The sequence below is a fragment of the Prevotella dentalis DSM 3688 genome, from assembly GCF_000242335.1.
Lineage (GTDB): Bacteria > Bacteroidota > Bacteroidia > Bacteroidales > Bacteroidaceae > Prevotella > Prevotella seregens.
Genome location: NC_019968.1, coordinates 717,401 through 741,506, shown reverse-complemented (window position 1 = coordinate 741,506; position 24,106 = coordinate 717,401). Strand labels below are relative to the sequence as shown.

Here is a 24,106-nt window from a genome sequence, read left to right as displayed (position 1 = left end):
CAACCTCACGAGATGATTTCGCTGGAAAAAACTCGCGAAACCTCTGAAAAACAGTAGCAAATATAGGCTTTCTTTTCCATACTTGCAAATAATTTTAAGGTAAAATGGCTTTTTTAACACTCTTCGGCGTGCTTTGTGGAAATACTTTCTTAACTTTGTCGGGAGATTAATGGTCGGAAGACGAAGCGTTTTCGTCAGGACGACCGTGGTTCATATTGTTTAGTAGTAATGCTGGCAGGTTGAGTCTGTGAAGACTGTAGGCCTGTCTTTTTATGCTGACTACGACCTGCAACAAGCTAAAACAAACCCATTTTTACATATCTTATGAAGAGACAGATCACGTTATGGCTGGCGGCTCTCCTGCTTCCTTTGCTGGCGCTGGCGCAGTCGTGGGACGAGGCCCAGTACCGGCAGATTGAACAAAGCATCCGCAAACCCGTGTTCGCCGGGCGCGAATACCGCATCACCGACTTCGGCGCCTCTGTGCGGGCCACGGCCGCCCGCAACCAGAAAGCCATCAACCGTGCCATCGCCACCTGCTCCCGGCAGGGCGGCGGCCGCGTCGTCGTGCCCCGTGGCGAGTGGCTCACGGGCGCCATCCGCCTGCAAAGCCGCGTGAACCTCGTGGTGGAGGAGGGCGCCACGCTCGAGTTTGCCTTCGACCCCGCCCTCTACCCGCTGGTGAAGACCTCGTGGGAGGGGCTGGAGTGCTGGAACTATTCGCCCTGCATCTACGCCTACCAGGCCACCGACGTGGGCCTGACGGGCCGCGGAACGGTGGATGGCAACGGCAGCCGCGACACCTGGTGGCCCATGTGCGGCGCGGCAAAATACGGATTTGTGGCCGGCCAGACCAAGGAGGCGCAGAGCCTGGGCGCACGCGCGCAGCTGCTGAAGATGGCCGAAGACGGCGTGCCGGCCGACGAGCGACGCTTCGGCATGGGCCGCGGACTGCGCCCGCAGCTCGTCAACTTCAACGCCTGCGACGGCATTCTGGTGGAGGGACTGACGCTCGCCAACTCGCCCTTCTGGGTGATTCACCCCCTGCTCTCGACCAACATCACCGTGGACGGCGTCACCGTGACCAACGACGGGCCCAACGGCGACGGCTGCGACCCCGAGGCTTGCAGCAACGTACTGATACAAAACTGCACGTTCGACACCGGCGACGACTGCATCGCCATCAAGAGCGGACGCAACAACGACGGCCGCTTGTGGAACCGACCGTCGGAGAATATCATCATACGCCACTGCAAAATGAAGGACGGACACGGCGGCGTGGTCATAGGCTCGGAGATCTCAGGCGGCTGCCGCAACGTGTTTGCAGAGGACTGCCACATGGACTCGCCCCACTTGGACCGCGTGCTGCGCATCAAGACCAACAACTGCCGGGGCGGCGTCATCGAGAACATCAACATGCGCAACGTCACCGTGGGGCAGTGCAACGAGGCCGTGCTGCGCATCAACCTCGACTACGAGCCGCGCGAACAGTGCTACCGCGGCTTCGAGCCCACCGTGCGGCGGGTCTACATGGAGAACGTGACGAGCCGTGAGAGCAAGTACGGCGTGCAGATTATCGGGCTGAACAACATCGAGAACGTGAGCGACGTGACGGTGAAGAACTGCCGCTTCGACGGCGTGTCACGGCAGCCCGTGAGCATCACCGGCAAGACGCGCAACATCCGTTTCGACCAGCTTTTCATCAACGGCTCGCTCGTGCTGGCCGAGGCCGACCGCCCCTACAAGCGTTACTCGGAGTGGATGGTGGCCTCCGAAATGCAGCGCGTGCCACAGAGCTGGCTGCTCGACTTCTCGAAGAAACCCAAGTGGAGCTACGTCATGGGCATCGAGATGGAGAGCATGCTCGACACCTACCTGGCCTACAACGACGGCCGCATACTCGACTATCTGCGGGCTTACCCCGCCAAGATGATCGACCAAAAAGGCAACATCACGGGCTATGACCTCAAGGACTACAACCTCGACAACGTGCGCACGGCCCGATTCATCTACCGCATGAACGAGCTGGAGCCGCAGCCCAACCTCGGCCGGGCCCTGCGCACGCTCTTCAAGCAGCTGGAGCAGCAGCCGCGAACGCGCGAGGGCGTGTGGTGGCACAAGGCCATCTATGCCAACCAGGTGTGGCTGGACGGCATCTTCATGGGGCTGCCTTACTACACGCTGGCCGCCCCCGCGCTCAAGGGCGAGCGGAAAGCCCGCGCGAAATACTGGCCCGACGCCGTGGACCAGATTGTGAAGACCGACCGCCGCACCTACGACGACGCCACGGCATTGTGGAAGCATGCCTGGGACGAGACCCACTCCGCCTTCTGGGCCGACCCCGCCACGGGCCGCAGCCGCCACACCTGGGGCCGCGCCCTGGGCTGGTACACCATGGCCATGCTCGAGGTGCTCGACGCGCTGCCCGCCGACTATGACCGCCGCGGCGAGGTGGAGAGCCTCTTCCGCAAGGCCATGGCGCAGGTGGTGAAACACCAGGACGCCGCGACGGGCGTGTGGCGCGACGTGCTCGATGTCGACGACGAGCGCAACTATCTCGAGGCCACTTGCTCGTCGATGTTTGCCTACTGCCTGCTCAAGGGCGCGCGCCTGGGCTATCTGGACGCCGGCTTCAAGGAGGCCGGCATCCGTGCCTACAACGGCATTCTCAAGGAGTTCGTGCGCGTCAATGCCGACAAGACGCTCTCGCTCACCCGCTGCTGCTCGGTGAGCGGCCTGGGCCCGGCCCCCGGTCCCTACGTCAAGACGCCCAACTACAAGCGCGACGGCTCCTTCGACTACTACATGAGCGAGCCCATCCGCGACAACGACGCCAAGGGCATCGGCCCCTTCGTGTGGGCCAGTCTGGAGATGGAACGGATGGCGGGGTCAGAATAAGTCGGAGTGGCTGCCTGTTTGCAGAAACAGCAGGGAGAGTTCCTTGTCGTTCTGTTCCCATATCATCAGCCAGTCGGGAGTGAGGTGACACTCCCACTGGTTGGCGTGGTTGCCACTCAACGGATGGGGTTTGTAGCTTGCCGGAAGACTGCCTTCGCTGGAAAGAATGTCGATGGCAGCTTGCAGTTTCTCCATCTTGAGACCCCGTTTGAAGCATCGCTTCACGTCTTTTTTGAAGCGATTGGTATAAGAAATGCGGTAGGGCATGGTCAGCCTAAAATCTGTTTGAGCATGTCTTCGGCGTTGTCGGCATGATACACGCGTCCCTCCCGCTTGTCTTCCATGGCCTCCCGGTAGCCGGCCGTTTGGGTAATGTCGGGGCGGGAGGGGGAGGAAGTGTGGATGGTCTTGACAATAGACACACCATCCAAAGAGGACAACACCCTCTTGAGACTTGCCAGTATCCCTTTGTTCTCTATGTTGATGACGAGCTGTGGCATAGTGATTTCTTTGCTGGCAAAGATAGTTGGAATCTTTTAATCTTGCAAATCAACGAACGACTTTTTCGGGCATGCGTCTTATTTTATGGTTCACCGTGCCGCGCCGGGCGGCTTTGCATCGGCGTCTCGTTCTACAAAACCCCGCGTGCCGTTCTACAAAACCCCTGCATGTTTTCCCCTCAACGCCACCTATCATATCCTATGACGGCATATCCCCTCCCATAAAACCCCGCGTGCCCTCCCACAAAACCATTCGTGTTAAAACTATGGCTGATGGACAAAAAAAAGGGCAAAATGTTTGCAGAATCAAATATTAAACGTATCTTTGCAGCCAAATTCACAAAACAACAACAGCAAATGAGCAATCATGTATCTGCATATTGGTGGTGGCGCAACTCAAGATTGAAGAAGTCGTGAGTCGCCCAGCCGTGTAGTTACTTGGTGCAAACAAGATACAAGGAGGCCTGCCGTTCTTACGACAGGCCTCTTTTTCGTTTGCCCGCACAGCCGGGCGGCTTCCCGGCCCGGCGGCCGCCGCACCACGGCAACGCCACAGCAGCCCGCCGGCAACACCGCAACAGCCCGGCGGCAACGCCGCAAACGCAACGCGACGGCGGCGCAATCGCCCGGCGAAAAGGCCGCAAACGCGCGGCGGCAACACGGCAATCGCGCAGCGAAAAACGCCGGACGGCCCCACGGCATCCCCCCAGGGCCGCTTCGGCAAAGCCACGGCCCCGTTTCGGCAAAAACCCGGAGCCGCCCCGCCAAACCACAGGAACATGACAAAAATGATGCAAACCATGGACATGACAGCCCTTTTCAACCGGCTCCTCAGCCACGAGGAGCTGCAGCGCGAGGAGGCCAAGGCCCTGCTCGTAGCCATCACACGCGGCGAATTTACCGACCCTGAGCTCACCGCCCTGCTCACCGCCATCCAGATGCGGGGCATCACCGTGGACGAGTTGCTGGGCTTTCGCGACGGCATTCTGGAGACGGGCGTGGCCGTGCCGCTCGACTGCGACCGCTACATTGACGTGGTGGGCACGGGCGGCGACCGCAAGAACACGTTCAATATCTCGACCACGGCGTGCTTCGTCATTGCCGGGGCGGGCTACCGCGTGGCCAAGCACGGCAACTTTTCGGCCACCAGCGTGAGCGGGGCGTCGAACGTCATCAGGAACCACGGCGTGTCGTTCACCGACGATGTGGCCCGTCTGAACCGCTCCATCAACGAGTGCGGCATCGTCTACCTGCACGCGCAGCTCTTCGCCCGGGCTATGAAATTTGTGGGCGCCATCCGCAAGGCCCTGCCCTTTCCCACGTTCTTCAACCTGCTGGGGCCCATCATCAACCCCTCGAAGCCCCAGTGCCAGCTGCTCGGCGTGGCCAATCTGGACCAGATGCGGCTGTACCATCAGGTGTATCAGAGGCTTGGTATCGACTACGGCATCGTGAACAGCATGGAGGGCTACGACGAGATTTCGCTCACGGGCGACTTCAAGGTAACGACCAACAGCTACGAGCGCATCTTCAGTCCCGCCGACCTCGGCTTTGCACCGGCCCGTCCCGAGGAGCTGGCGGGCGGGGCCACGGAGGAGGAGGCCGCCCGCATCTTCGACGCGGTGCTGCAGGGAACGGCCCTGCCGGCACAGAAAAACATCGTGCTGGCCAACGCCGCCTTTGGCATCCAGGTGCTCGAACGCGGGCGGAAGACCGTGGCGGAGTGCGTGGAGCTGGCCCGCGAGAGCCTCGACAGCGGCCGCGCCCTGCGCACGTTCAGGAAGTTTGTCGAGCTGAACCATTGAACATGGAAGCTGGAACATTGCTCAAGGCTTCGTGTTCCAAGTAAGGAAAGTTCTATGTTCAACGTTCAAAGACCCAAGAAAGTGGATATATTGGAAGAGATAGTAGCCCACAAGCGCATGGAGATGGAGCAGCGCATGCAGTTTGTTCCGCCGCGCAGGCTCCACGCCCTGGTGGAGGAACAGATGGCCCGCGAGGCGTCGGCGCCGCCCTCCATGCGGTGCGCGCTGATGGATTCGCCCACGGGCATCATCGCCGAGTTCAAGCGCAAGTCGCCCGCCAAGGGCTGGATCAACCGCGAGGCGCGGGCCGGTGCCGTCCCCCTGGCCTATCAGGCCAACGGCGCCGCGGCCCTGAGCATCCTCACGGATACCGACTATTTCGGCGGTTACGACGAGTTCGTGCAGGAGGCCCGGCAGTCGGGCGTCACCATTCCGGTGCTCTACAAGAACTTTATCATCTGCGAATACCAGCTGTTCCAGGCCCGCTTCTGCGGGGCGTCGGCCGTGCTGCTCATTGCCGCCTGCCTGGACTTGGACACGTGCCGCACGCTCATGCGCACGGCCCGCGGGCTCGGACTGGAGGTATTGCTGGAGATGCACGGCGAGCGCGACCTCGACCACGCCGCGCTGGAACCCGACATGTATGGCGTGAACAACCGCAACCTGGGCACCTTTGTCACCGACGTGGACAACAGTTTCAGGCTCTCCGGGCGGTTGCCGCAGGGCGTGTGCGCGGTGAGCGAGAGCGGCATCGCGCGGCCCGAGACGGTGGTGGGGCTGCGCCGGGCCGGTTTCCGCGGCTTCCTCATGGGCGAGCACTTCATGCGTCAGTCCGACCCCGGCCGCGCCTTGGCCGACTTCACGGCCGCCCTTAACTCCCTCACTCCCTCACTTAACTCCAAAACTCCATCCCCTAACTCCTTAACTCCATAACTCCCTAACTCCTTTAAGATATGATAATCAAGGTATGTGGCATGCGCGATGCCGAGAATATTCGCGAAGTGGCTGCGCTTGGCGTAGACATGATGGGCTTTGTTTTCTGGCCCGAGAGCCCGCGCTTTGTGCGCATGGTTTCGTCTCAGGCCGGCATCATTCCCGACTACAGCGAGGAGCGGTTCCGTCAGGCACACGCCGCCTCCGCCGCGTCCGGGCCGGAAAGTCCCGGGCCGGAAGTTCAAGATTCAAACCTCAAGCCTCAAGGTTCCAAGTTCCAAGTTCCAAGTTCAAAGGCTCCGGCCCCGGCCCGCGTCGGCGTGTTCGTGGACGAAATGCCGCAAACCATTGTGACGCGCGTCTACAACTACAAGCTCGACTACGTGCAGCTCCACGGCGAAGAGAGCCGCGTCATGATAGAGAACCTGCGGTCAACGCTCGTCCCCGACATAGCCCCCGGCATCAAAATCATCAAGGCTCTGGGCATCGGCTCGCGCGAAGACGTGGCCCGCGCCCGCGACTACGAGGGTGCCGTAGACCTGTTTCTCTTCGACACCCACGGCCCCACGCAGGGCGGCAGCGGCCGGCAGTTCGACTGGAGTGTGCTCGATGCCTACGACGGCAACACGCCCTTTCTGCTCAGTGGAGGCATTGGGCCCGACGATGCGGCGCGCATTCGGGCCTTCCGCCACCCGCAGTTTGCCGGCGTAGACCTGAACAGCCGCTTCGAGACAGAGCCCGGACTGAAGGACGTGGAACGGCTGCGCGCATTCATTTGGGCAATTCAAAATTCATAATTCAAAATTCAAAATGAGAGCAGTTGAGCAATTATGAATTCATAATTCACAATTCAAAATTTGCGGTTGGCCCAGTCGTGGGGCAAGGTTCTTCGCTTCCTGGCCCGCCGATGGCGCACCGCTTGGGCTGATGTCTTCACTCCATCACTCCTTAACTCCTTAACTCCCGTAAAACCATTACCCCAAGAGATGAACAGCATCAACCGACTTTTCGCGGAGCGCGGCGACCGCAAGCTGCTCTCGCTTTACTTCTGCGCCGGCTGTCCCAGGCTGGACATGACGGCCGATGTCGTCCTCACGCTGCAGCGGCGGGGCATCGACATGATCGAGGTGGGCATCCCATTCAGCGACCCGCTGGCCGACGGGCCCGTCATTCAAAGCGCCGGAACGGTGGCGTTGAAGAACGGCATGACGCTCCAACTGCTCTTCGACCAGCTGCGGGCCATCAGGCACGAGGTCGCCGTCCCCCTGGTGCTGATGGGCTATCTCAACGTCGTCATGCACCATGGACTGGAGCGTTTCTTCCAAAACTGCGTGGAGAGCGGTGTCAGCGGCTGCATCATCCCCGACCTTCCGCTCAAGGATTATTTGGAAACGGTGAAGCCCTTGGCCGACCGCTACGACGTGCGCGTGGTCATGATGATTACTCCAGAGACCTCGGCGGAGCGCATCCGCTTCATCGACGAGCACACCGACGGCTTCATCTACATGGTTTCTTCGGCCGGCATCACCGGCGCGCAGCAGAGCTTCGACGAGGCGCGGATGGCCTATTTCGAGCGCATCGCCGCCATGAACCTGCGCCATCCGCGCATGATTGGCTTCGGCGTCAGCAACCGGCAGACGCTGGAAAGCGCGCAGGCCCACGCCGCAGGGGCCATCATTGGCAGCAAGTTCGTCACGCTGCTGCGCCAGACCGGCGACGCCGAAGAGGCCGTCGGCCGGCTGTACGACGCGCTCAAACAATAAGAATCGCTATGGAACAAGAACTCAATCCCAGCCCCGAGGGCTTCTACGGACCCTTTGGCGGGGCCTATGTGCCCGAGATATTGTACAAGTGCGTGCACGATTTGCAGGAGGCTTACCTGCCCATCCTCGAGAGCGAGGACTTCAAACGGGAGTACCGCCAGCTGCTGCACGACTACGTGGGACGGCCTTCGCCGCTCTACGAGGCCCGTCGGCTGAGCCGCCGCTACGGCTGCCGCATCTTTCTGAAACGCGAAGACCTGAACCACACGGGCGCGCACAAGATCAACAATACCGTGGGACAGATACTGCTGGCACGGCAGATGGGCAAGACGCGCATCATTGCAGAGACCGGCGCCGGACAGCACGGCGTGGCCACGGCAACGGTCTGCGCCCTGATGGGCATGCCCTGCGAGGTCTTCATGGGCAAGACCGACGTGGAGCGGCAACACACCAATGTGGAGCGCATGCGCATGCTCGGGGCCACGGTGCACCCCGTCACCACGGGCAACATGACGCTGAGCGACGCCTGTTCGGAGGCCATACGCGACTGGTGCTGCCACCCCGCCGACACGTTTTACATCGTGGGTTCCACCATGGGCCCGCACCCTTACCCCGACATTGTGGCCCGGCTGCAGAGCGTCATCTCCGAGGAAATCAGGTGGCAGCTGCGTGAAAAGACGGGCCGCGACCACCCCGACTGGCTCGTGGCATGCGTGGGCGGGGGCTCCAACGCCGCCGGCACGATCTACCACTACGTGGACGACGAGCGGGTAAGGATAGTTCTCGCCGAGGCCGCCGGCCGCGGCACCGACACCGGCCACACGGCCGCCACCATCCATTGCGGCAGCGAGGGCATCATCCACGGGGCACGCACGCTGGTGATGCAGACCGCCGACGGACAGATAGAAGAGGCTTTCACCATCTCGGCCGGCCTCGACTATCCGGGCATCGGGCCCATGCACGCCCATCTGGCACGGCAGGGACGCGAGCAGGTGCTGGCCGTGACCGACGCTGAAGCCGTGCGCGCGGGCTACGAGCTGACGCGTCTTGAGGGCATCATCCCGGCCATCGAGAGCGCGCATGCCGTGGCCGCGCTCGGCAAACTGACGTTCCGACACGACGACATCGTGGTGCTCACCGTCTCGGGCCGCGGCGACAAAGACGTGGAAACTTACCTCGCCCACAAGGACATGGCCGGGGCATACGGGGAGTTTTAATCCAAGGAGTTAAAGGAGTTAAGGAGTTATGGAGTTAAGACAAATGACCAACGACACCACACCACAGGGCTTCAGCTACCACGCCGTGGCCCGCAAGATACTGGCAGACCTCTATACACCCGTGGGTGTGTACATGCGTTTGCGCGACCTCTACCCGCAGTCGGCCCTCATGGAGAGCTCCGACTATCACGCCACCGACAACGCGCGGTCGTTCATCGGCTGCCATCCCATGGCCTCCATCGCCGTGAGCCATGGCCGCGTGACCTGTTCATGGCCCGACGGCACCACGCTCGACGAGCCTCTGCCGCAGCCCGCTCCCGGCCGGGGCGAGGCTTGCAAGCAGGCCGTGGCCGAGGCTTTCGGCAGGTTCATGGGCCGCTTCAGGGTGACGGGCGAGCGCGCGGACTGCTGCGGACTCTACGGCTTTACCTCGTTCAACGCCGTGCGCTATTTCGAGAACATCGAGGTGAAAGACACCACCATGGCCGAGAACGACGCGCCCGACATCTGCTACATCATGTACCGCGACCTCCTCGTGTTCGACCATTTCAACAACACGCTCACCCTCGTCACCCTCGTTCCGGCCGGCGGCGACACGGCCGACGGCATCCGGACTGCCGGGCCCGACGACGCGGCAGAGGCGCAGGGCAACGCACAACTCGACGCGCTGGAGAAGGCCATCAACCGCGCCAACGTGAAGCCCTACGGCTTCAGGCCCGTGGGCGAGGCCACTTCCACGCTCACCGACGAGGAGCACAAGGCCAACGTCCGCCGCTGCGTGAGGCACTGTCTGCGCGGCGACGTGTTCCAGATCGTGGTGTCGCGGCGGTTCGTACAACGCTTCGAGGGCGACGACTTCAAGCTCTACCGCGCCCTGCGCTCCGTCAATCCCTCGCCCTATCTGTTCTATTTCGACTTCGGAGGCTTCCGTATCTTCGGCAGCAGTCCCGAGACACACTGCCGCATCGAGGCCGGGCGCGCCTACATAGACCCCATTGCCGGCACCACGCGCCGCACGGGCAACCCCGAGGCCGACCGCCGCAACGCCGAGTTCCTGCGCAGCGACCCCAAGGAGAATGCCGAGCACGTGATGCTCGTCGACCTGGCGCGCAACGACCTGAGCCGCAGTTGCCACGACGTGAAGGTGGACTTCTACAAGGACATGCAGTTCTACAGCCACGTCATTCATCTGGTCAGCCGCGTCAGCGGCACGCTGCGCCCCGGCGCCGATCCCATCAGGGCATTCTTCGATACGTTCCCTGCCGGCACCCTCTCGGGCGCGCCGAAGGTGCGCGCCATGCAGCTCATCACCGAGATGGAACCCCACAACCGCGGGGCCTACGGCGGCTGCATCGGTTTCATCGGGCTCAACGGCGACCTCAATCAGGCCATCGTCATCCGCACGTTCATCGCCCGCAACGGCGAGCTGTGGTTCCAGGCGGGCAGCGGTGTGGTGGCCCGAAGTGATGCCCAATACGAGCTGGAGGAGTGCAACAACAAGCTCGGCGCCCTCGTCAAAGCCATCAGAATCGCGGAAAAAGTTTAGCAATTCAAAATTCAGAATTCAGAATTCAAAATTAAAGGGAGGGGAAGAGTGCGGACGAGGAGCGGCCGGAACGGTGGGCAAGACGAGCCGGAACTTTGAGCAAGACCGTTGTCTTTAACTCCTTCTAACTCCTTAACTCCTTTAACTCCTCAAGAAAATACTCTCATGAAAACCGTTATCATAGACAATTACGACAGCTTCACGTACAACCTGGCCCAGCTGGTGGAATTGCTTGGGGCCGACGTGGAGGTGTACCGCAACGACCAGTTCACGCTCGGTCAGCTGGAGCCCTTCGACCGTATCGTCCTCAGCCCCGGCCCGGGCATCCCCTCGGAGGCCGGCCTCCTGCTCGATGTGGTCAGGACTTATGCCGGCCGCAAGCCCATCCTGGGCGTTTGCCTGGGCTACCAGGCCATCGGCGAGGCGTTCGGTGCACGCCTCAAGAACCTGGCCGAAGTGTATCACGGCGTGGCTACGGAGGGCACGCAGCTGGGCAACGACCCCCTCTTCGAGGGGCTGTCCCGGCGCATCGTGATGGGACGCTATCACAGTTGGGTGGTCGACCGCACCGCCTTTCCCGCGTGTCTGGAGGTCACGGCCGTGTCCGACGAGGGCCACATCATGGCCCTGCGCCACCGAAACTACAACATTCGCGGCATCCAGTTCCACCCCGAGAGCGTGCTCACGCCCGACGGCCGCCGGATGGTGGACAACTGGCTGCGCCTGTAAGGCCGGCCTCTGTGCCGGCCCGCATGCCCCGCAAGGCCATTCAAACGCGTGGTGTCGTCTTGCCAAACCACTGCGCCCTCCCGCCAATCGTTTGTACCAAACGTGCGGGCCGGCACGCATGCCGGCCCGCACAGAGGATGGTTTGAGCCGAAATGATAGGATTTTATAGGATGTTATAAGAGATGATAGGCTGTTATGGGAGGGATGATGGGCTGTTATGGGAGGGATGATGGGCTGTTATGGGAGGGATGATGGGCTGTTATGGGAGGGATGATGGGCGGGATTTGTAGGCGGGATATGCCGTGTTTATAGGATGTTTAGCCGCATGCACCGTGGGGTTCTGCCGTTTTTGCAGAACCTTGATGGTGTAATCGCGCGGTGATTACACCGTTATCGTCAGGCGATTGCGGGTTTCTCGTGTGGCGATTGCGGGTTTCTCGTGTGGCGATTACGGGTTTGTCGTCAGGCGATTGCGGGGTTTTCATCAGGGAGTTGCGGGCTTGCCTTTAGGGGGTGACGGCTTTCCGGCCGGCCCGGCATGCCGTTGGTGCCGGGCTGCGGGCGGCTATACGGCCTGGCATGCCCAGTCGCCCACGGTACCGGTCTGGCTGCTGAAGGTGCAGCCGATGCAGTAGACGGGCCGGGGGTCCTGGGCGTACTCGCGGGCATAGCCCTTTTCCTCGATCTGGCGGATGGCCTCGGCGGCGGGCCGGTCGAGCTTGTACTCGAAGATGTAGACGAAGCGCGGGGTCTCGATGACGAAGTCGGCACGTCCCTGGCTGGTGTGCTTCTCGTGGTAAACGGTGTAGACGCTCATCATGCGCATGAGCAGGTAGACGGTGTATTGGAAGTAGCGCTCCTGCTCGCGCTCGTTCTCATGGCGGCGTGCGGAGTAGGGAATGCTGGAGAGGAACGCGGCGAGCAGGTCGCGGTAGCCGTCGGTGTCGCCCTGCTTGAGTGCGCGCTGGGCCTGCAGAATCCAGGTCTGCGGGCTTTCTTTCGACTTGAGGTAGCTGGCGGCCGTGAGGCTGACGAAGCCCGCTGTGACCTCGTTGTTGGGGAAGTCGAGCAGGTATGCTCGGCTGTCGGGGTCGAATTCCTTGATGGTGAGGTAGCCGCTCTGGTATATCATGGGCAGCGGTCGCTCCACGTCGGCCTTGTAGTCGACGAACTGCGGCTCGCTGTAGTAGCGGCCGACCATCTCGTTGAGGTTCTCCTCGCAGTGCTCGAGCAGTCGCAGCAGGTAGGAGGGCGTGCCGGTCTGGAACCAGAAATCGCGTATGGCTTGGTTGTCGAAGGCCTTGAGCAAGCTGAAGGGATTGTACACGTCGGTCATTCTTTCGCTGAAGTGGTAGCCGTCGTACTGCCTCTGCAACAGCCGCTTCATGTCTTCTTCGGTAGTCCCCATGGCATCGGCCAGCTCTCGTATGCTGTCGGCGAAGACGGTGTGGAGCTCTTGGTTGGTGATTCCGCAGAGCGCGTCGAACTTGGGAGCCATGCTGATGTCGTTGGGCTGGTTGAAGCCGCTGAACACGCTGACCTGCGAGAATTTGGTGACGCCCGTGAGCAAAACGAAGCGCAGGTCGGGGTCGGCGTCCTTGAACACGGCGTAGAAACCCTTGAGCAGGTCGCGGTTGTGCTCCTCGAAGGTCTTGTCTACGTTGTTCACGCGTATGGTGTCTGGCCTGTCGAGCACGTCGAGCAGCGGCTTGTCGTACTCGTCGATGAGTACCACGCATCGCAGCCCCGTCTGTTCGTGTGCGGCATGCAGCACGCGGAGGAACCGCGTGCTGAGCGTCTCTTCGATGGTCTGCAGCCCGTACTCCTGCTCCGCGCAACTGATGAAATAGTTGATGGCCTTGTACAGAGCGTCGGGCTGCGTGAAGTCCTGCGGGCCGAACGAGAGGTGGAACACGGGGTATTGCTTCCATTCGGTTTCCAGCTTGTCGATGGCCAGGCCCTTGAACAGCCCGTGCTCGCCGCGGAAATAATACTTCAGCGTGGAGATGAGCAGCGACTTTCCGAAGCGCCGCGGCCGGCTCAGGAAGTAGATGGTGCCCTGTGTCGCCAGGTCGTAGACGAGGTCAGTCTTGTCCACATAGACGAATCCGTCTTCTCTTATTTTCTTGAAGTCTTGTATTCCGATGGGGTATTTCATGTTGTTGCGGCTTGATTGTACTTTTGCAAACTTACGTATTTTTTCTGGATTAGCCGCTGATCGCGGCAGAAAAAAGGGTTTCCCGTCCAAACATTTCTTGCTGGCCACGCGGGTTGCGACGTTTGGCAGCGGGCAGACGGACGCGGTATTTCTTTTTTTGATTTTAACCTTTGATAAATGATTTTTGGGCAAAAAGGCACGCAAAAATGCTAATTTTCGTATAATTGCCGTTTGGTTGTTTAAACTAATGTTATTAATTTTGCAGCTTAGAACGACCTGAAGACGCTGCATGCGCCGCCTATCCAATCGATTAAAACAAACAAAACAACAATAACTAAGAACGATTTATGAAAAAGCTCTTCGTATGTCTCTCTCTCATCTGCGTGGGACTGATGACTTCCTGCGTGGACAAGAACGAGGAAGTGGATGAAGACAACAAGCCCGCGTGGCTCGGAGGAAGCATCTATGAAGCGTTGAAGAACCCGGACTCCAAGTACCTCACGGGCACGTTTGCCACGTACCTGCGGCTGGTTGACGACCTGGGCTACGGCTCTACGCTCTCGCGCACCGGCAGCAAGACGGTGTTCCCGGCCAATGACGAGGCTTTCCAGCGTTTCTTCCAGAGCAACGCCTGGGGCGTGACGAGCTACGAACAGCTCACCGTGGCGCAGAAGAAACTGCTGCTCTACAGCTCCATGCTCGACAATGCACTGCTGGTAAGCATGCTCTCCAACGTGTCGAGCGGGCCGGCCTCGGTAGAGGACGGGCTGGCGCTGAAGCACCAGACCTCGGTGAGCGTCGCCGACACCGTGACCCATCTCTATGGAGCCACGCAGATGCCAAAGAACAACGGCTGGTGGACACCTTATTATAATAAGGGCATTGACCTTGTGCAGGACGGCACCCGGCCCATGATGGTGCACTTTACGCGGGAGCAAATGGTGAACAACAACATCACCACGGCTGGCGACGGCTCCGACTTCGAGATTCTTACCGGCGAACGCTACGATGCCGACAACGCCTCGGCCTATATCTTCAACGACAAGATCATCAATCAAGACGTGACTTGCCAGAACGGCTACATCCACCAGTTGCAGGACGTGCTCGTGCCGCCGGGCAACATGGCCGACGTGCTGCGCCGCGCGCCCGAGACCTCGATCTTCAGCCGTATGGTGGACTATTATGCCGCGCCCTACTTCAACCAGACCGTCACCAACAACTACAACGACTGGGCCGTGGCCAACAACGCCGCACTGATCGACTCCATCTTCGAGCTGCGCTACGTGAGTTCGCGTTCGCAGGGCGGCTCGCTCACCGTCGATCCCGGCAACAATGCCCTGGGCAACGGCCGCTACCTGAAGTACGATCTGGGCTGGAACCAGTATTATCCCGCCCATGCCAACACCTCGGGCATCGACTACAGCATCACAGATATGGGCGCAATCTTTGCCCCTGACGACGATGCCGTGAGGAAATACTTCCTGCCCGGAGGCCCCGGAGCCTACCTCATCGACATCTATGGCAAGCAATCCAACACGGAAGACAACCTGCTTGAGAACCTCGATTCCATGCAAATGGCCAATCCTGCCATCATTACGGCCTTCATCCGCAACCTGCAACAGAGCTCGTTTGTGGAGACAGTGCCCAGCAAATTCCCGACCATCATCAACGATGCCTCCGAGAACATGGGCATGTCAACCCGTCTGCTGCGCCGGACGGGCGACAAATACGACATCAAGATAGCCAACAACGGTGTCGTTTATGTGACCAACGAGATGATTGCCCCCGATGAATACCGGGCCGTACTGGCCCCCTCGTCGTCGTATCCAGACATGTATGTGATGAACTGGGCCATTCAGGACAGCAAGGTGCTGCGGATGGACTTCAAGTATTACCTGCTGGCCATGAGCGCCACCTACGGTCTCTTCCTGCCCGACGACGAGGCTTTCGGCCATTATTACATCGATCCCACCTCGCTCAAGAACGCCAATCCCCGCGCCCTGCGCTTCTACAAGTTCGTCACCAATCCCAAGAGCGGGGCCGCCGAACTGCGCTGCGACGTGCACCGCTACAACCCGGCGACGGGCGAAGTGGGCGCTGACGTGATAGAGACCGTGCGCTACAACTCGGCCGCCACGGCCAAGTACACCAGCCAATTGGTCGACATTCTGAACTATCACACCCTGTTGTTGCCCGACGGCGAGACCATCGGCCGGAACCATTACTACCAGACCAAGCACGGCGGTGAGGTCTACGTGAGCGGCAACGGCGTGGGCGCCACCGTGGGAACAAGCGCCCAGGTGGATGCCGACGCCAAGCTGACCCCGGCCCGCATCGAGGTGGACTACACCGAAGCCAACGGCCATGCTTACCGTATGGACCGTGTGATTCAGGCCCCGCAGAAGAGCGTGAGCCGCGTTTTGCAGGACAATGCACAGTTCTCCGACTTCTACGAGCTCTGCGCCGGCTTCGCTGCCGCCGATGTATTGCTCAAGGCCGGCATCTCCGACGCCCAGAACAGCTTCGGCACCACCGAGCAGGACCAGTATCTTGTCTTCACTTCGACCTACGGAACAGGCAGCAATCAGGTGAAGAACGCCTGTCTGGACGAGAACGTGAAGATGTTCAACACCTACAACTACACGCTCTACGCCCCCGACAATGCCGCCATGCAGGTGGCCTATGCCCACGGATTGCCGCGCTGGAGCGACATTCAAGCCGCGCTGGCCCCCTATGAGTCGGCCGAGGATGTGCCGGCCGCCGTGGCTGCCGCAGCCAAGCAACAGATCAAGGCCATCCGCAGTTTCTGCCGCTACCACTTCCAGAGCGGCTCGGTCTATGCCGACAACACGGTGGCCGCCGACACCTACGAGAGCCTCTGCACCAACAGTCTGGGCATGGCCGAACAGTATGCTGTCTCGGGCGGCAACGGCCGAATCAGCATCGTCGACGGCGCGGGGCAGAGCCACAGCGTGGACGGCGGCGAGGGCCGCATGGTGAATCAGATGACCCGCGACTACTGGTTCGACCGCGAACGCACGTCGGCCAGTGCCATCACCACCTCGTCGTTCTGTGCCGTGCACGAGCTCGCCACGCCGCTCTTCCTCTACAAGGACGCCGCCGGCAACCCCTCCTGGGACGCCGACGTGGTGGCCGCCAATGCCGCTGCAGCCAAGCGAATGGCCGCCAAGGGCAGACAAACGAACAACAAACGCTAAAGGCTAACATAGATTAGAACACAGAATATGTCCAAGAAAAGAATATACGCAGCGGTTGTGCTGGCCGGCATGTCCATGGGACTGTCTGCCCAAAGTAGGCGCATCAGCGGCACCGTGAGCGACTCGCAGGGGCCGGTGATGATGGCCAACGTGACCGAACGCGACGCCAACAACCGTATCGTCTCGGCCGCCCAGACCGACATCAACGGTAACTTCTCGATGGAAGTGAAGAGCCCCAAGAACAAACTCGTCATCACCTACGTGGGCGACAAGACCAAAACGGTGAAGATTGGCGACGCCGAAACCTTTGAAGTGATGCTCGATCCCGACGACCACACCCTCACGGAAGTGGTTGTCAAGGGCGCCCGCACCTCGTCGGGCGGCCTGTTCATCCCCAAGCGCGAGGTGTCGGTCTCGCAGCAAACATTCAATATGGACGCAGTGGAGGGCATGTCGTTCACCTCGGCCGACGAAGCCCTGCAGGGCGAAATAGCCGGTTTGGACATCGTGGCCAACTCGGGCAACCTGGGTTCGGGCACCACCATGCGCCTGCGCGGCGTGACGACCATCAACGGAAACGCCGAGCCCCTCATCGTGGTCGACGACAAAATCTTCGACAATCCCGACGAGACTTTCGACTTTGCCAACGCCAACGAGGAGCAATACGCCTCGCTGCTCTCGGTCAACGTGGAAGACATTGCCAGCATTACCGTGCTCAAGGACGCCGCAGCCACGGCCATTTGGGGCGCCAACGGTGCCAATGGCGTGATTCAAATCACCACGAAGCGCGGCTCACGCGGCAAGACGCGCGTGAATTTCTCCTACAAGTTCACCGGCACATGGCAGCCCGACGGCTACAAACTGCTCAACGGCGACGACTATACCATGATGCTCAAGGAGGAATTTTACAACCCTTCGCAGAAAGGAACGGCCACCACTAACATCGCAGAGCTGAACTATGACCAGAGTTGGGCCGAGTATGAAAACTGGAACAACAACACCGACTGGGTGAAGGCCGTGAAGCAGTTCGGGCAGATGCACTCCTACAACCTCAACCTCACGGGCGGCGGCCAGCGTGCGCAGTTCCGCATTTCGGCCGGCTACGACCACCAGACGGGCTCGATCATCAAGCAGAAGCTCGACCGTTTCTCCACCCGGCTGGTGCTCGACTACAGCGTGTCCGAGCGTATCAAGTTCTCCACCAACTTCGCACTCACCTACACTGGAAACGATGAAAACTATGCGGGACTGCTGGGCATTGCCCAGAAGCTCTCGCCCAACATGAGCATTTACCGGCAGAAAGCCGACGGCACCGACACCGGCGAGTACTACATTATGAACCCATCGGGCAACGCGACAGGCACGCTCAATCCCTACACGGGCAACTACTCGTCCTACGAAATGCGCAACATTCGCGGGCTGGGCAACCCCGTTGCCATTGCCAACCTGGCCTGGAAGAAGGATCAGACCTACCGCATCACGCCCGACTTTGCTATCAAGTACGAGCTGTTGGGCACCGGGTCCGACCAGCACCGCCTCACGTTCAACGGCCGTGTGGACTTCGACATCTACGCCCGCAGCGTGCCCACCTACTGCCCCGCGGCTCTCAGCACCGATGCCTGGACCTCTGCTTCGTACAATGCGAGCGCCAACACCGAGAGCAACCGCTTCAAGATGGGCGGCCGCGTGGAGCTGGTCTACACGCCCTACTTCCGCAACAAGGACCTCTCGGCCATGATGCTGGCCCGCTATGAAATGAGCACTTCCAAGAGCAACGGCCAGTCCATCGAGATGAACCGCCTGCCCGACGGCATCACTTCGCCCACCGCCCCCGGCGACTTGCGCAAGATGAACAGCAGCAACGGCCGCAGCAACTCGCAGAATTGGATATACGAATTTCACGGAGCCTACAAGGGACGCTACATCACCACCGTGTCGCTGCGGGCCGACGGCAACTCCAAATTCGGCCCGAAAAACAAGTGGGCCTACTTCCCCGGCGTGTCGCTGCGCTACAATGTCATCGACGAAGGGTTCATGAAGAGCCTGCGCTCGTGGCTCTCCATGGCCGCCCTGCGCACCACTTGGGGTATGGTGGGCAAGGCCCCCGACGCCGACTACCTGTTCTATTCCACCTACAACACCAGTGCCGGATACTATGGCCGCGGCAGCTCCTCGCAGGCGGCGGCCAGCATCGACGGCCTGAAGCTCGACGACCTGCGCTGGGAAAAGACCACGTCGGTGAACCTGGGCTTCAACCTCGGCTTCCTCAACGACAGGATAGAAGTGGACTTCGACTGGTACCACAAGGACACGAAAGACCTGCTGCAAAAGAGCGTTACCATCCCCTCGACCACGGGCTACGGCTCCGTGGCCTATGCCAACGTGGGCGCCATGACCAACGATGGCTGGGAACTGAACGTCAACGGCCGCGACATCATCAAGGCCGGCAAGTTCTCGATGAGCGCGGGTGTCAACTTCGCGCAGAACTACAACGAGATCAAGGAGATGGACAAGCGCGTGCTCGATGCCGTCAACTCCAAGTGGACGGCCACCTCGCGCGGCAACCTCGACAAGGCCACGCCCGTCTATCTGAACCGCGTGCAGGTGGGCAACGCCCTGGGCTCCATCTACGGATTCCGCTACAAGGGCGTCTACCAGTACAGCTACGAGTACCTGCAGAACCACCAGAAGGAGAACCATCTCACGCCCGCCGCCTACGAAAACTGGATCAACGAGCAGCTGGCGGCCGGCCACACGTTCCCCGTGGCCGTGGGTAGCGACGGCAAGGTCATCATGACCAGCAACGGCGAGCCCCAGCATCTGGTCTACAACTACGACTCCGGCTCGTCCACCTACACGTTCCAGGGCGGCGATGCCATCTACGAAGACATCAACCACGACGGCCAGGTCAACGCCCTCGACATCGTGTACCTGGGCAACTCGCTGCCCAAACTGCAGGGCGGTTTCAACTTCTCGTTCCGCTACGGGCAGTGGAGCCTCAAGACGCGCTTTGCCTATCGCTTCGGCAACAAGGTGGTGAACGGCGCGCGCTGGGCCCTGCAGGCCATGTCCACCACGTACAACCAGACCGCGGCCGTGAACTATCGCTGGCGCAAGAACGGCGACGTCACCCCCATGCCGCGCGCCCTCTACGTGGACGGCTCCTCTGCAGCCTACAACTATCAGGGCTCCAGCCGCTACGTGGAGGACGGCTCGTTCGTGCGATTCAACAACCTGCAGCTGGCCTACAACTTCGACAAGAAGACCGTCAAACGGTGGGGACTGAACAATCTGCAGCTCTATCTGAGCGTGAACAACCTCTGGCTCTGGACCAAATACAGCGGCACCGACCCCGAAATTTCCACCGGCGGATGGGGCATTGCCACCGACAGCTCGCAGACTCCGCGGGCCAAATCCTTCACCGCCAGCATCAACATTGGATTCTAAACCAGCAGACAACGTATGAACAACATAGCTAAACACATCAAGAAAATGGGAAAAACGTGCCGCGTCTGCCTGTTTTTCCTCTTGCCTTTAAGCCTTATTGGCTGCGTGGATACGGTGCTTTTGCCCGACGATAAGACCGTGGACGAAGACTTCTGGAAGACTAAAGCCGACGTCAGCGAGATGGTGACGGGTGCCTATCGGTCGATGCTCGCCACGTCGGTCATCAACAATCTCATCGTGTGGGGCGACTTCCGGTCGGACGAACTCGTGCCCGTGAGCTCACCCACGCAGACCGCCCTCACCGAGCTCAGCGCCGTGAACGTGCAGACTACCAACGCCTACGCCAACTGGTCGTCGCTCTACAGCGTCATCAACAACTGCAACATCGTGCTCAGTCGGGCCGGTGGTGTGATGGCCATCGACCCCTCCTACACCGACGGCGACTACCAGGTCGACCGCTCGCAGATGCTCGCCCTGCGTGCCCTCTGCTACTTCTACCTGGTGCGCAACTTCCGTGACGTGCCCTATTCGGCCCATGCCTACATGAACAGCTCCGAGCCGATGAACCTCTACCAGAGTGCGCCCGACAGCGTGCTGCAACTCTGCATCAACGACTTGCAGGAGGCCGAGCGCAACGCCCTCGACCCCACGGCATACACCGACTGGCGCAGCAAGGGGCTCATCAACCGCGACGCCATCGACGCCCTCCTGGCCGACATCTACCTGTGGCGGGCCAGCGTGGCCCACTCGGCCGCCGACTACGGGCAGTGCGTGGCCTACTGCGACAAGGTTATAGCCTCCAAACGGGCCGCCCACCAGCCCGGACGCAACGAGACCGTGCCCAAGGAGTATCCCCTGGCCGACGGCAACCAGGCCTTCGCCGACCTGTTCATCACGCAGAATGCCGAGGAGAGCATCTTCGAGTTGCAGCTCGACGGCGCCAACAACAGCAACACCGCCCTGTGCCAGATGCTGTACAAGTATGCCAGCAACAGCTCCACCACGGGCTACCTCAAGGCCTCGACGCTCTTCGGCCAGAACGGCGTCGTCTACGTAAACAACAATGCCGCCAAGAACTCCGACTACCGCTACTGGCAGAATGTCTACGCCGTGGGCAGCGGCGCAGAGTCGTTCGACGTGCGCAAGATGATTTCCACCACCGTGCCCGGCACCGGCGACCCCTCCAGCCGGGGGGCCTATGCCCGCGAGGAGAGGGCCTACACGCATTTTGCCCAGAACTACATCTTCTACCGTCTGTCCGACGTCATGCTGATGAAGGCCGAGGCCATGACCCAGCTTGCCGCCGACGACAACGACGTGCAGCTGCGTCAGGCGTTCAACATCGTGCAGTACGTGAACAGCCGTTCCCTCTACTCCGGCAGCCTTTCGTCCGACTCGCTCAAGTGGTCGTACTACAATTCCAAGGCCGGCATGGAGTCGCTCGTGCTCAACGAGCGGCTGCGCGAACTCAGCTTCGAGGGCAAGCGGTGGTACGACCTCCTGCGCTACAACTACCGTCATGTAGCCGGCGTGGACTACACCACCACGCTGTACCGGCAGGAAGTCGAGGGCCGCGCCCGCGTGAGAAACAGCCAGGACATGCTCAATCTCGTAGTACGCAAGTACGCCTCGGGCGGTCAGGCCGCCGCGTCCAAGATGCGCACCGAGCCCCAACTCTACATGCCCGTCTACCAAAGCGAGATGGAAGTGAACCCCAACCTGCGGCAGAACCCCGCCTACGGCTCGGGCAAGGACTACACCAAGAACTATTAATCAGGAGGAAAACCAGACATGACCAACAACATTTTCAAGATAGGACTGGGACTTGTGGCCGTGGCCCTGACCCTGGGCGCCTGCAACAGGGAGCCCGACGAGTCCAACCTTTACACCTTTACAGGCCAGACGGTGGGGAGCTTCGTCGCCGCCGACAGCAACCTCACGGCGTTCAGCTACATCCTGAAGCGCACCGGGCTCGACCGCAACATGGCCACCTACGGCCAGTACACCTGCTATGCCCCGACCAATGCCGCCGTGCAAGCCTACATCGACAGCCTCTGGAACGACAAGGAAGCCGTGGTGGAACACAACGGCATGACCGCCAACACGCTCGAGGGACTGACCGATTCGCTCTGCACCGACATCGCCAAGTACCATCTTACCAACGGTCTTTACAGCATCATCGCCATGGGCGGCTCCGGCGCCACCATCACCACCATGCTCGGACGGCCCATTTCTTCGTCGGTCGACTCGCTGGGACGCACCGTGCTCAACAGCACGGCCACCATCGTGAGCGAGGACAACGAGGTGACCAACGGCCTGGTGCAGGTGGTCGACCGCGTGGTGCCGCGCACCTCGCGCATGCTCGGACCCACCCTGCAGAGGCTCAAGGACTACTCCATTTTCTACGAGGCCCTGCACCGCACAGGCCTTGTCGACTCCGTGGAGCAGAGCACCAAGGGCGTCATCTACACCAAGGACTACGACCATACCGACACCAACGGCGACAATCTGCTCACGCCCACGGAATGCAAGGTGGGCTACACCATCTTTGCCGAGACCGACGCCGTGATGAAAGCCAACGGCATCAACTCGTTCGACGACCTCGTGGCCTATGCCAATCGGGTCTATGGCGGGGCCGCGGCCTGGTACGACTATCCTCGCGAGAAAGGCATCGCCGTGAGCACCGGCACCGACTATACCAACCGCTTCAACGCCCTGAACATGTTCGTGGCCTACCACATCCTCTACGTGTCGATGGCCCAGGACCAGATGGTGTTCGAGGACAAGCCCGGCGTGCCCGCCGGCACCGACAAGTGGAACTACGTGAACGGCGGCGAGCCCTACGACTACTATGAGACCATGCTGCCCCACACGCTGATGAAAATCTGGGAGCCACAGCCCGGCAAGACGCTCTACATCAACCGCTGGGTGCTCAACAACACGCTCACCGACGAGGTGGGAACGCGCGGCTCTGCCGCTATGCACCCCGTGAGGCACCCCGGCATCGTCATCGAACGAACCGACATCACCGCCTACAACGGCTACATACACCCCATCAAGGGCATGCTGGTCTACGACGAGCACGTGCCCAACGGCACGCTCAACGAGCGTGTGCGCCTCGACGCCGAGACGTTCCTCGAGGAGCTTATCAACAATGGCTTCCGCAATATGTACGCCAATGAGATCAGCGCCCTCAACGGAGGGGGCTCCGGCGCACGCGTGGCTTACCCCGTGAACTACTTCAACGACGTCATCTGCTACAACGGAAACTCCACCAAACTGCGCACCAACGTGCGCGGAGACTACCGTGCCTATCAGGCCGACACGTTCCAGGGCTGGGGCCAGTACGACCTCGCCGTGCGCCTTCCATCCATGCCTTCGGGCCTCTACGAGTTCCGTTTGTTCTACTCTCCCATGGGCCACGGCGGCATGATGCAGTTCTATTGGGGCAAGTCTAAGAACGTACAGACCATGAATGCCCTGAGCATCCCGCTCGATGTACGCATCGGAGCCGACGACCCGCGCATTGGTTGGACGCCTTTCTACAACGAGGACGACCGCGGCATAGCCACCGACGAGGCTATGCACAACCGCGGCTACATGCGCGGCCCGTTCAGCTTCTGCGGCCATCCCGGCGACGACGGCGACCAGTCCACCACCAAAAACTGCCGCGGCGACGGTGTGGTGACGCTGCGACGGGTGCTCGGACGCGTCAACGTCAAGCAGAGCGACGAGTTCTGGTTCCGCTTCAAAAGCGTCATCAACGACGACTCCGACCTGAAGTGGCAGCTCGACTTCGTGGAGTTCGTGCCGGTCAATATCGTTGACAACGACCAGTACAGCGAAGACTGGTACTAATTCATAATTCAAAATTCACAATTCAGAATTCAAA

General features: G+C 60.6%; 15 protein-coding genes. 12 read left to right on the top strand and 3 right to left on the bottom strand.

What is annotated here, in order from left to right; all coding sequences use genetic code 11:
* Nucleotides 1-324 precede the first annotated feature (324 nt).
* The gene (locus PREDE_RS10200) at nt 325-2,898 is read left to right on the top strand and encodes a glycoside hydrolase family 88 protein (protein ID WP_005847133.1); all 2,574 of its coding nucleotides are present in this window, start codon (nt 325-327) and stop codon (nt 2,896-2,898) included.
* On the opposite strand, the gene PREDE_RS10195 is transcribed toward PREDE_RS10200, so the two are convergent.
* Nucleotides 2,890-3,165 (bottom strand): type II toxin-antitoxin system YafQ family toxin, encoded by a 276-nt coding sequence (locus tag PREDE_RS10195; RefSeq protein WP_005847131.1) that lies wholly within the window; start codon nt 3,163-3,165, stop codon nt 2,890-2,892. The two genes, PREDE_RS10200 and PREDE_RS10195, sit on opposite strands and share 9 nt — an antisense overlap.
* Nucleotides 3,166-3,167: 2 nt before the next feature.
* Nucleotides 3,168-3,398 carry a hypothetical protein gene (locus PREDE_RS10190; RefSeq protein WP_005847129.1) on the bottom strand — a complete coding sequence of 77 codons (231 nt, stop codon included), beginning with the start codon at nt 3,396-3,398 and terminating at the stop codon, nt 3,168-3,170.
* Nucleotides 3,399-4,177: 779 nt separating this feature from the next.
* Here PREDE_RS10190 and trpD point away from each other — a divergent pair.
* The 7 genes from trpD (at nt 4,178) to PREDE_RS10155 (ending at nt 11,391) form a co-directional block, all read left to right on the top strand.
* Nucleotides 4,178-5,203: an anthranilate phosphoribosyltransferase gene (gene trpD, locus PREDE_RS10185; RefSeq protein ID WP_005847123.1), complete on the top strand. Its 1,026-nt coding sequence runs from the start codon at nt 4,178-4,180 to the stop codon at nt 5,201-5,203.
* Between the two features lie 54 nt (nt 5,204-5,257).
* A complete protein-coding gene (locus PREDE_RS10180; RefSeq protein ID WP_005847121.1) occupies nt 5,258-6,136 on the top strand; it encodes an indole-3-glycerol phosphate synthase TrpC in 879 nt (292 codons plus the stop codon).
* A 20-nt stretch (nt 6,137-6,156) separates the two neighbouring features.
* On the top strand, nt 6,157-6,933 hold the full coding sequence (locus tag PREDE_RS10175; RefSeq protein ID WP_005847119.1) for a phosphoribosylanthranilate isomerase: 777 nt from the start codon (nt 6,157-6,159) through the stop codon (nt 6,931-6,933).
* Between the two features lie 189 nt (nt 6,934-7,122).
* Nucleotides 7,123-7,899 carry a tryptophan synthase subunit alpha gene (gene trpA / locus PREDE_RS10170; protein ID WP_015310454.1) on the top strand — a complete coding sequence of 259 codons (777 nt, stop codon included), beginning with the start codon at nt 7,123-7,125 and terminating at the stop codon, nt 7,897-7,899.
* Nucleotides 7,900-7,907: 8 nt separating this feature from the next.
* Nucleotides 7,908-9,116: a tryptophan synthase subunit beta gene (trpB, locus tag PREDE_RS10165; RefSeq protein ID WP_005847115.1), complete on the top strand. Its 1,209-nt coding sequence runs from the start codon at nt 7,908-7,910 to the stop codon at nt 9,114-9,116.
* Nucleotides 9,117-9,144: 28 nt separating this feature from the next.
* Nucleotides 9,145-10,662, top strand: coding sequence for an anthranilate synthase component I family protein (locus PREDE_RS10160; RefSeq protein ID WP_005847113.1), 1,518 nt, complete (start codon nt 9,145-9,147; stop codon nt 10,660-10,662).
* 165 nt (nt 10,663-10,827) lie between these two features.
* On the top strand, nt 10,828-11,391 hold the full coding sequence (locus PREDE_RS10155) for an anthranilate synthase component II (protein ID WP_005847111.1): 564 nt from the start codon (nt 10,828-10,830) through the stop codon (nt 11,389-11,391).
* A 565-nt stretch (nt 11,392-11,956) separates the two neighbouring features.
* On the opposite strand, the gene PREDE_RS10150 is transcribed toward PREDE_RS10155, so the two are convergent.
* Nucleotides 11,957-13,549: an ATP-binding protein gene (locus PREDE_RS10150; protein WP_015310453.1), complete on the bottom strand. Its 1,593-nt coding sequence runs from the start codon at nt 13,547-13,549 to the stop codon at nt 11,957-11,959.
* Between the two features lie 347 nt (nt 13,550-13,896).
* On the opposite strand from PREDE_RS10150, the gene PREDE_RS10140 reads away from it, so the two are divergent.
* The 4 genes from PREDE_RS10140 to PREDE_RS10125 are packed head-to-tail and all read left to right on the top strand — an operon-like array spanning nt 13,897 to nt 24,072.
* Nucleotides 13,897-16,767, top strand: coding sequence for a fasciclin domain-containing protein (locus PREDE_RS10140; protein ID WP_005847105.1), 2,871 nt, complete (start codon nt 13,897-13,899; stop codon nt 16,765-16,767).
* Nucleotides 16,768-16,794: 27 nt separating this feature from the next.
* Nucleotides 16,795-20,214: a SusC/RagA family TonB-linked outer membrane protein gene (locus PREDE_RS10135; RefSeq protein WP_005847103.1), complete on the top strand. Its 3,420-nt coding sequence runs from the start codon at nt 16,795-16,797 to the stop codon at nt 20,212-20,214.
* A 15-nt stretch (nt 20,215-20,229) separates the two neighbouring features.
* On the top strand, nt 20,230-21,987 hold the full coding sequence (locus PREDE_RS10130; RefSeq protein ID WP_005847101.1) for a RagB/SusD family nutrient uptake outer membrane protein: 1,758 nt from the start codon (nt 20,230-20,232) through the stop codon (nt 21,985-21,987).
* Nucleotides 21,988-22,005: 18 nt separating this feature from the next.
* On the top strand, nt 22,006-24,072 hold the full coding sequence (locus tag PREDE_RS10125) for a fasciclin domain-containing protein (RefSeq protein ID WP_005847099.1): 2,067 nt from the start codon (nt 22,006-22,008) through the stop codon (nt 24,070-24,072).
* Nucleotides 24,073-24,106: the final 34 nt, after the last annotated feature.

Excerpts from the sequence above, each read along its gene's own strand:
- PREDE_RS10130 (WP_005847101.1), top strand. The coding sequence starts at position 20,230 with ATGAACAACATAGCTAAACACATCAAGAAAATGGGAAAAACGTGCCGC.
- PREDE_RS10175 (WP_005847119.1), top strand. The coding sequence starts at position 6,157 with ATGATAATCAAGGTATGTGGCATGCGCGATGCCGAGAATATTCGCGAA.
- PREDE_RS10125 (WP_005847099.1), top strand. The coding sequence starts at position 22,006 with ATGACCAACAACATTTTCAAGATAGGACTGGGACTTGTGGCCGTGGCC.
- PREDE_RS10190 (WP_005847129.1), bottom strand. The coding sequence starts at position 3,398 with ATGCCACAGCTCGTCATCAACATAGAGAACAAAGGGATACTGGCAAGT.
- trpB (WP_005847115.1), top strand. The coding sequence starts at position 7,908 with ATGGAACAAGAACTCAATCCCAGCCCCGAGGGCTTCTACGGACCCTTT.
- PREDE_RS10140 (WP_005847105.1), top strand. The coding sequence starts at position 13,897 with ATGAAAAAGCTCTTCGTATGTCTCTCTCTCATCTGCGTGGGACTGATG.
- trpA (WP_015310454.1), top strand. The coding sequence starts at position 7,123 with ATGAACAGCATCAACCGACTTTTCGCGGAGCGCGGCGACCGCAAGCTG.
- PREDE_RS10155 (WP_005847111.1), top strand. The coding sequence starts at position 10,828 with ATGAAAACCGTTATCATAGACAATTACGACAGCTTCACGTACAACCTG.
- PREDE_RS10135 (WP_005847103.1), top strand. The coding sequence starts at position 16,795 with ATGTCCAAGAAAAGAATATACGCAGCGGTTGTGCTGGCCGGCATGTCC.
- PREDE_RS10195 (WP_005847131.1), bottom strand. The coding sequence starts at position 3,165 with ATGCCCTACCGCATTTCTTATACCAATCGCTTCAAAAAAGACGTGAAG.
- PREDE_RS10200 (WP_005847133.1), top strand. The coding sequence starts at position 325 with ATGAAGAGACAGATCACGTTATGGCTGGCGGCTCTCCTGCTTCCTTTG.
- PREDE_RS10160 (WP_005847113.1), top strand. The coding sequence starts at position 9,145 with ATGGAGTTAAGACAAATGACCAACGACACCACACCACAGGGCTTCAGC.
- PREDE_RS10150 (WP_015310453.1), bottom strand. The coding sequence starts at position 13,549 with ATGAAATACCCCATCGGAATACAAGACTTCAAGAAAATAAGAGAAGAC.
- PREDE_RS10180 (WP_005847121.1), top strand. The coding sequence starts at position 5,258 with ATGTTCAACGTTCAAAGACCCAAGAAAGTGGATATATTGGAAGAGATA.
- trpD (WP_005847123.1), top strand. The coding sequence starts at position 4,178 with ATGACAAAAATGATGCAAACCATGGACATGACAGCCCTTTTCAACCGG.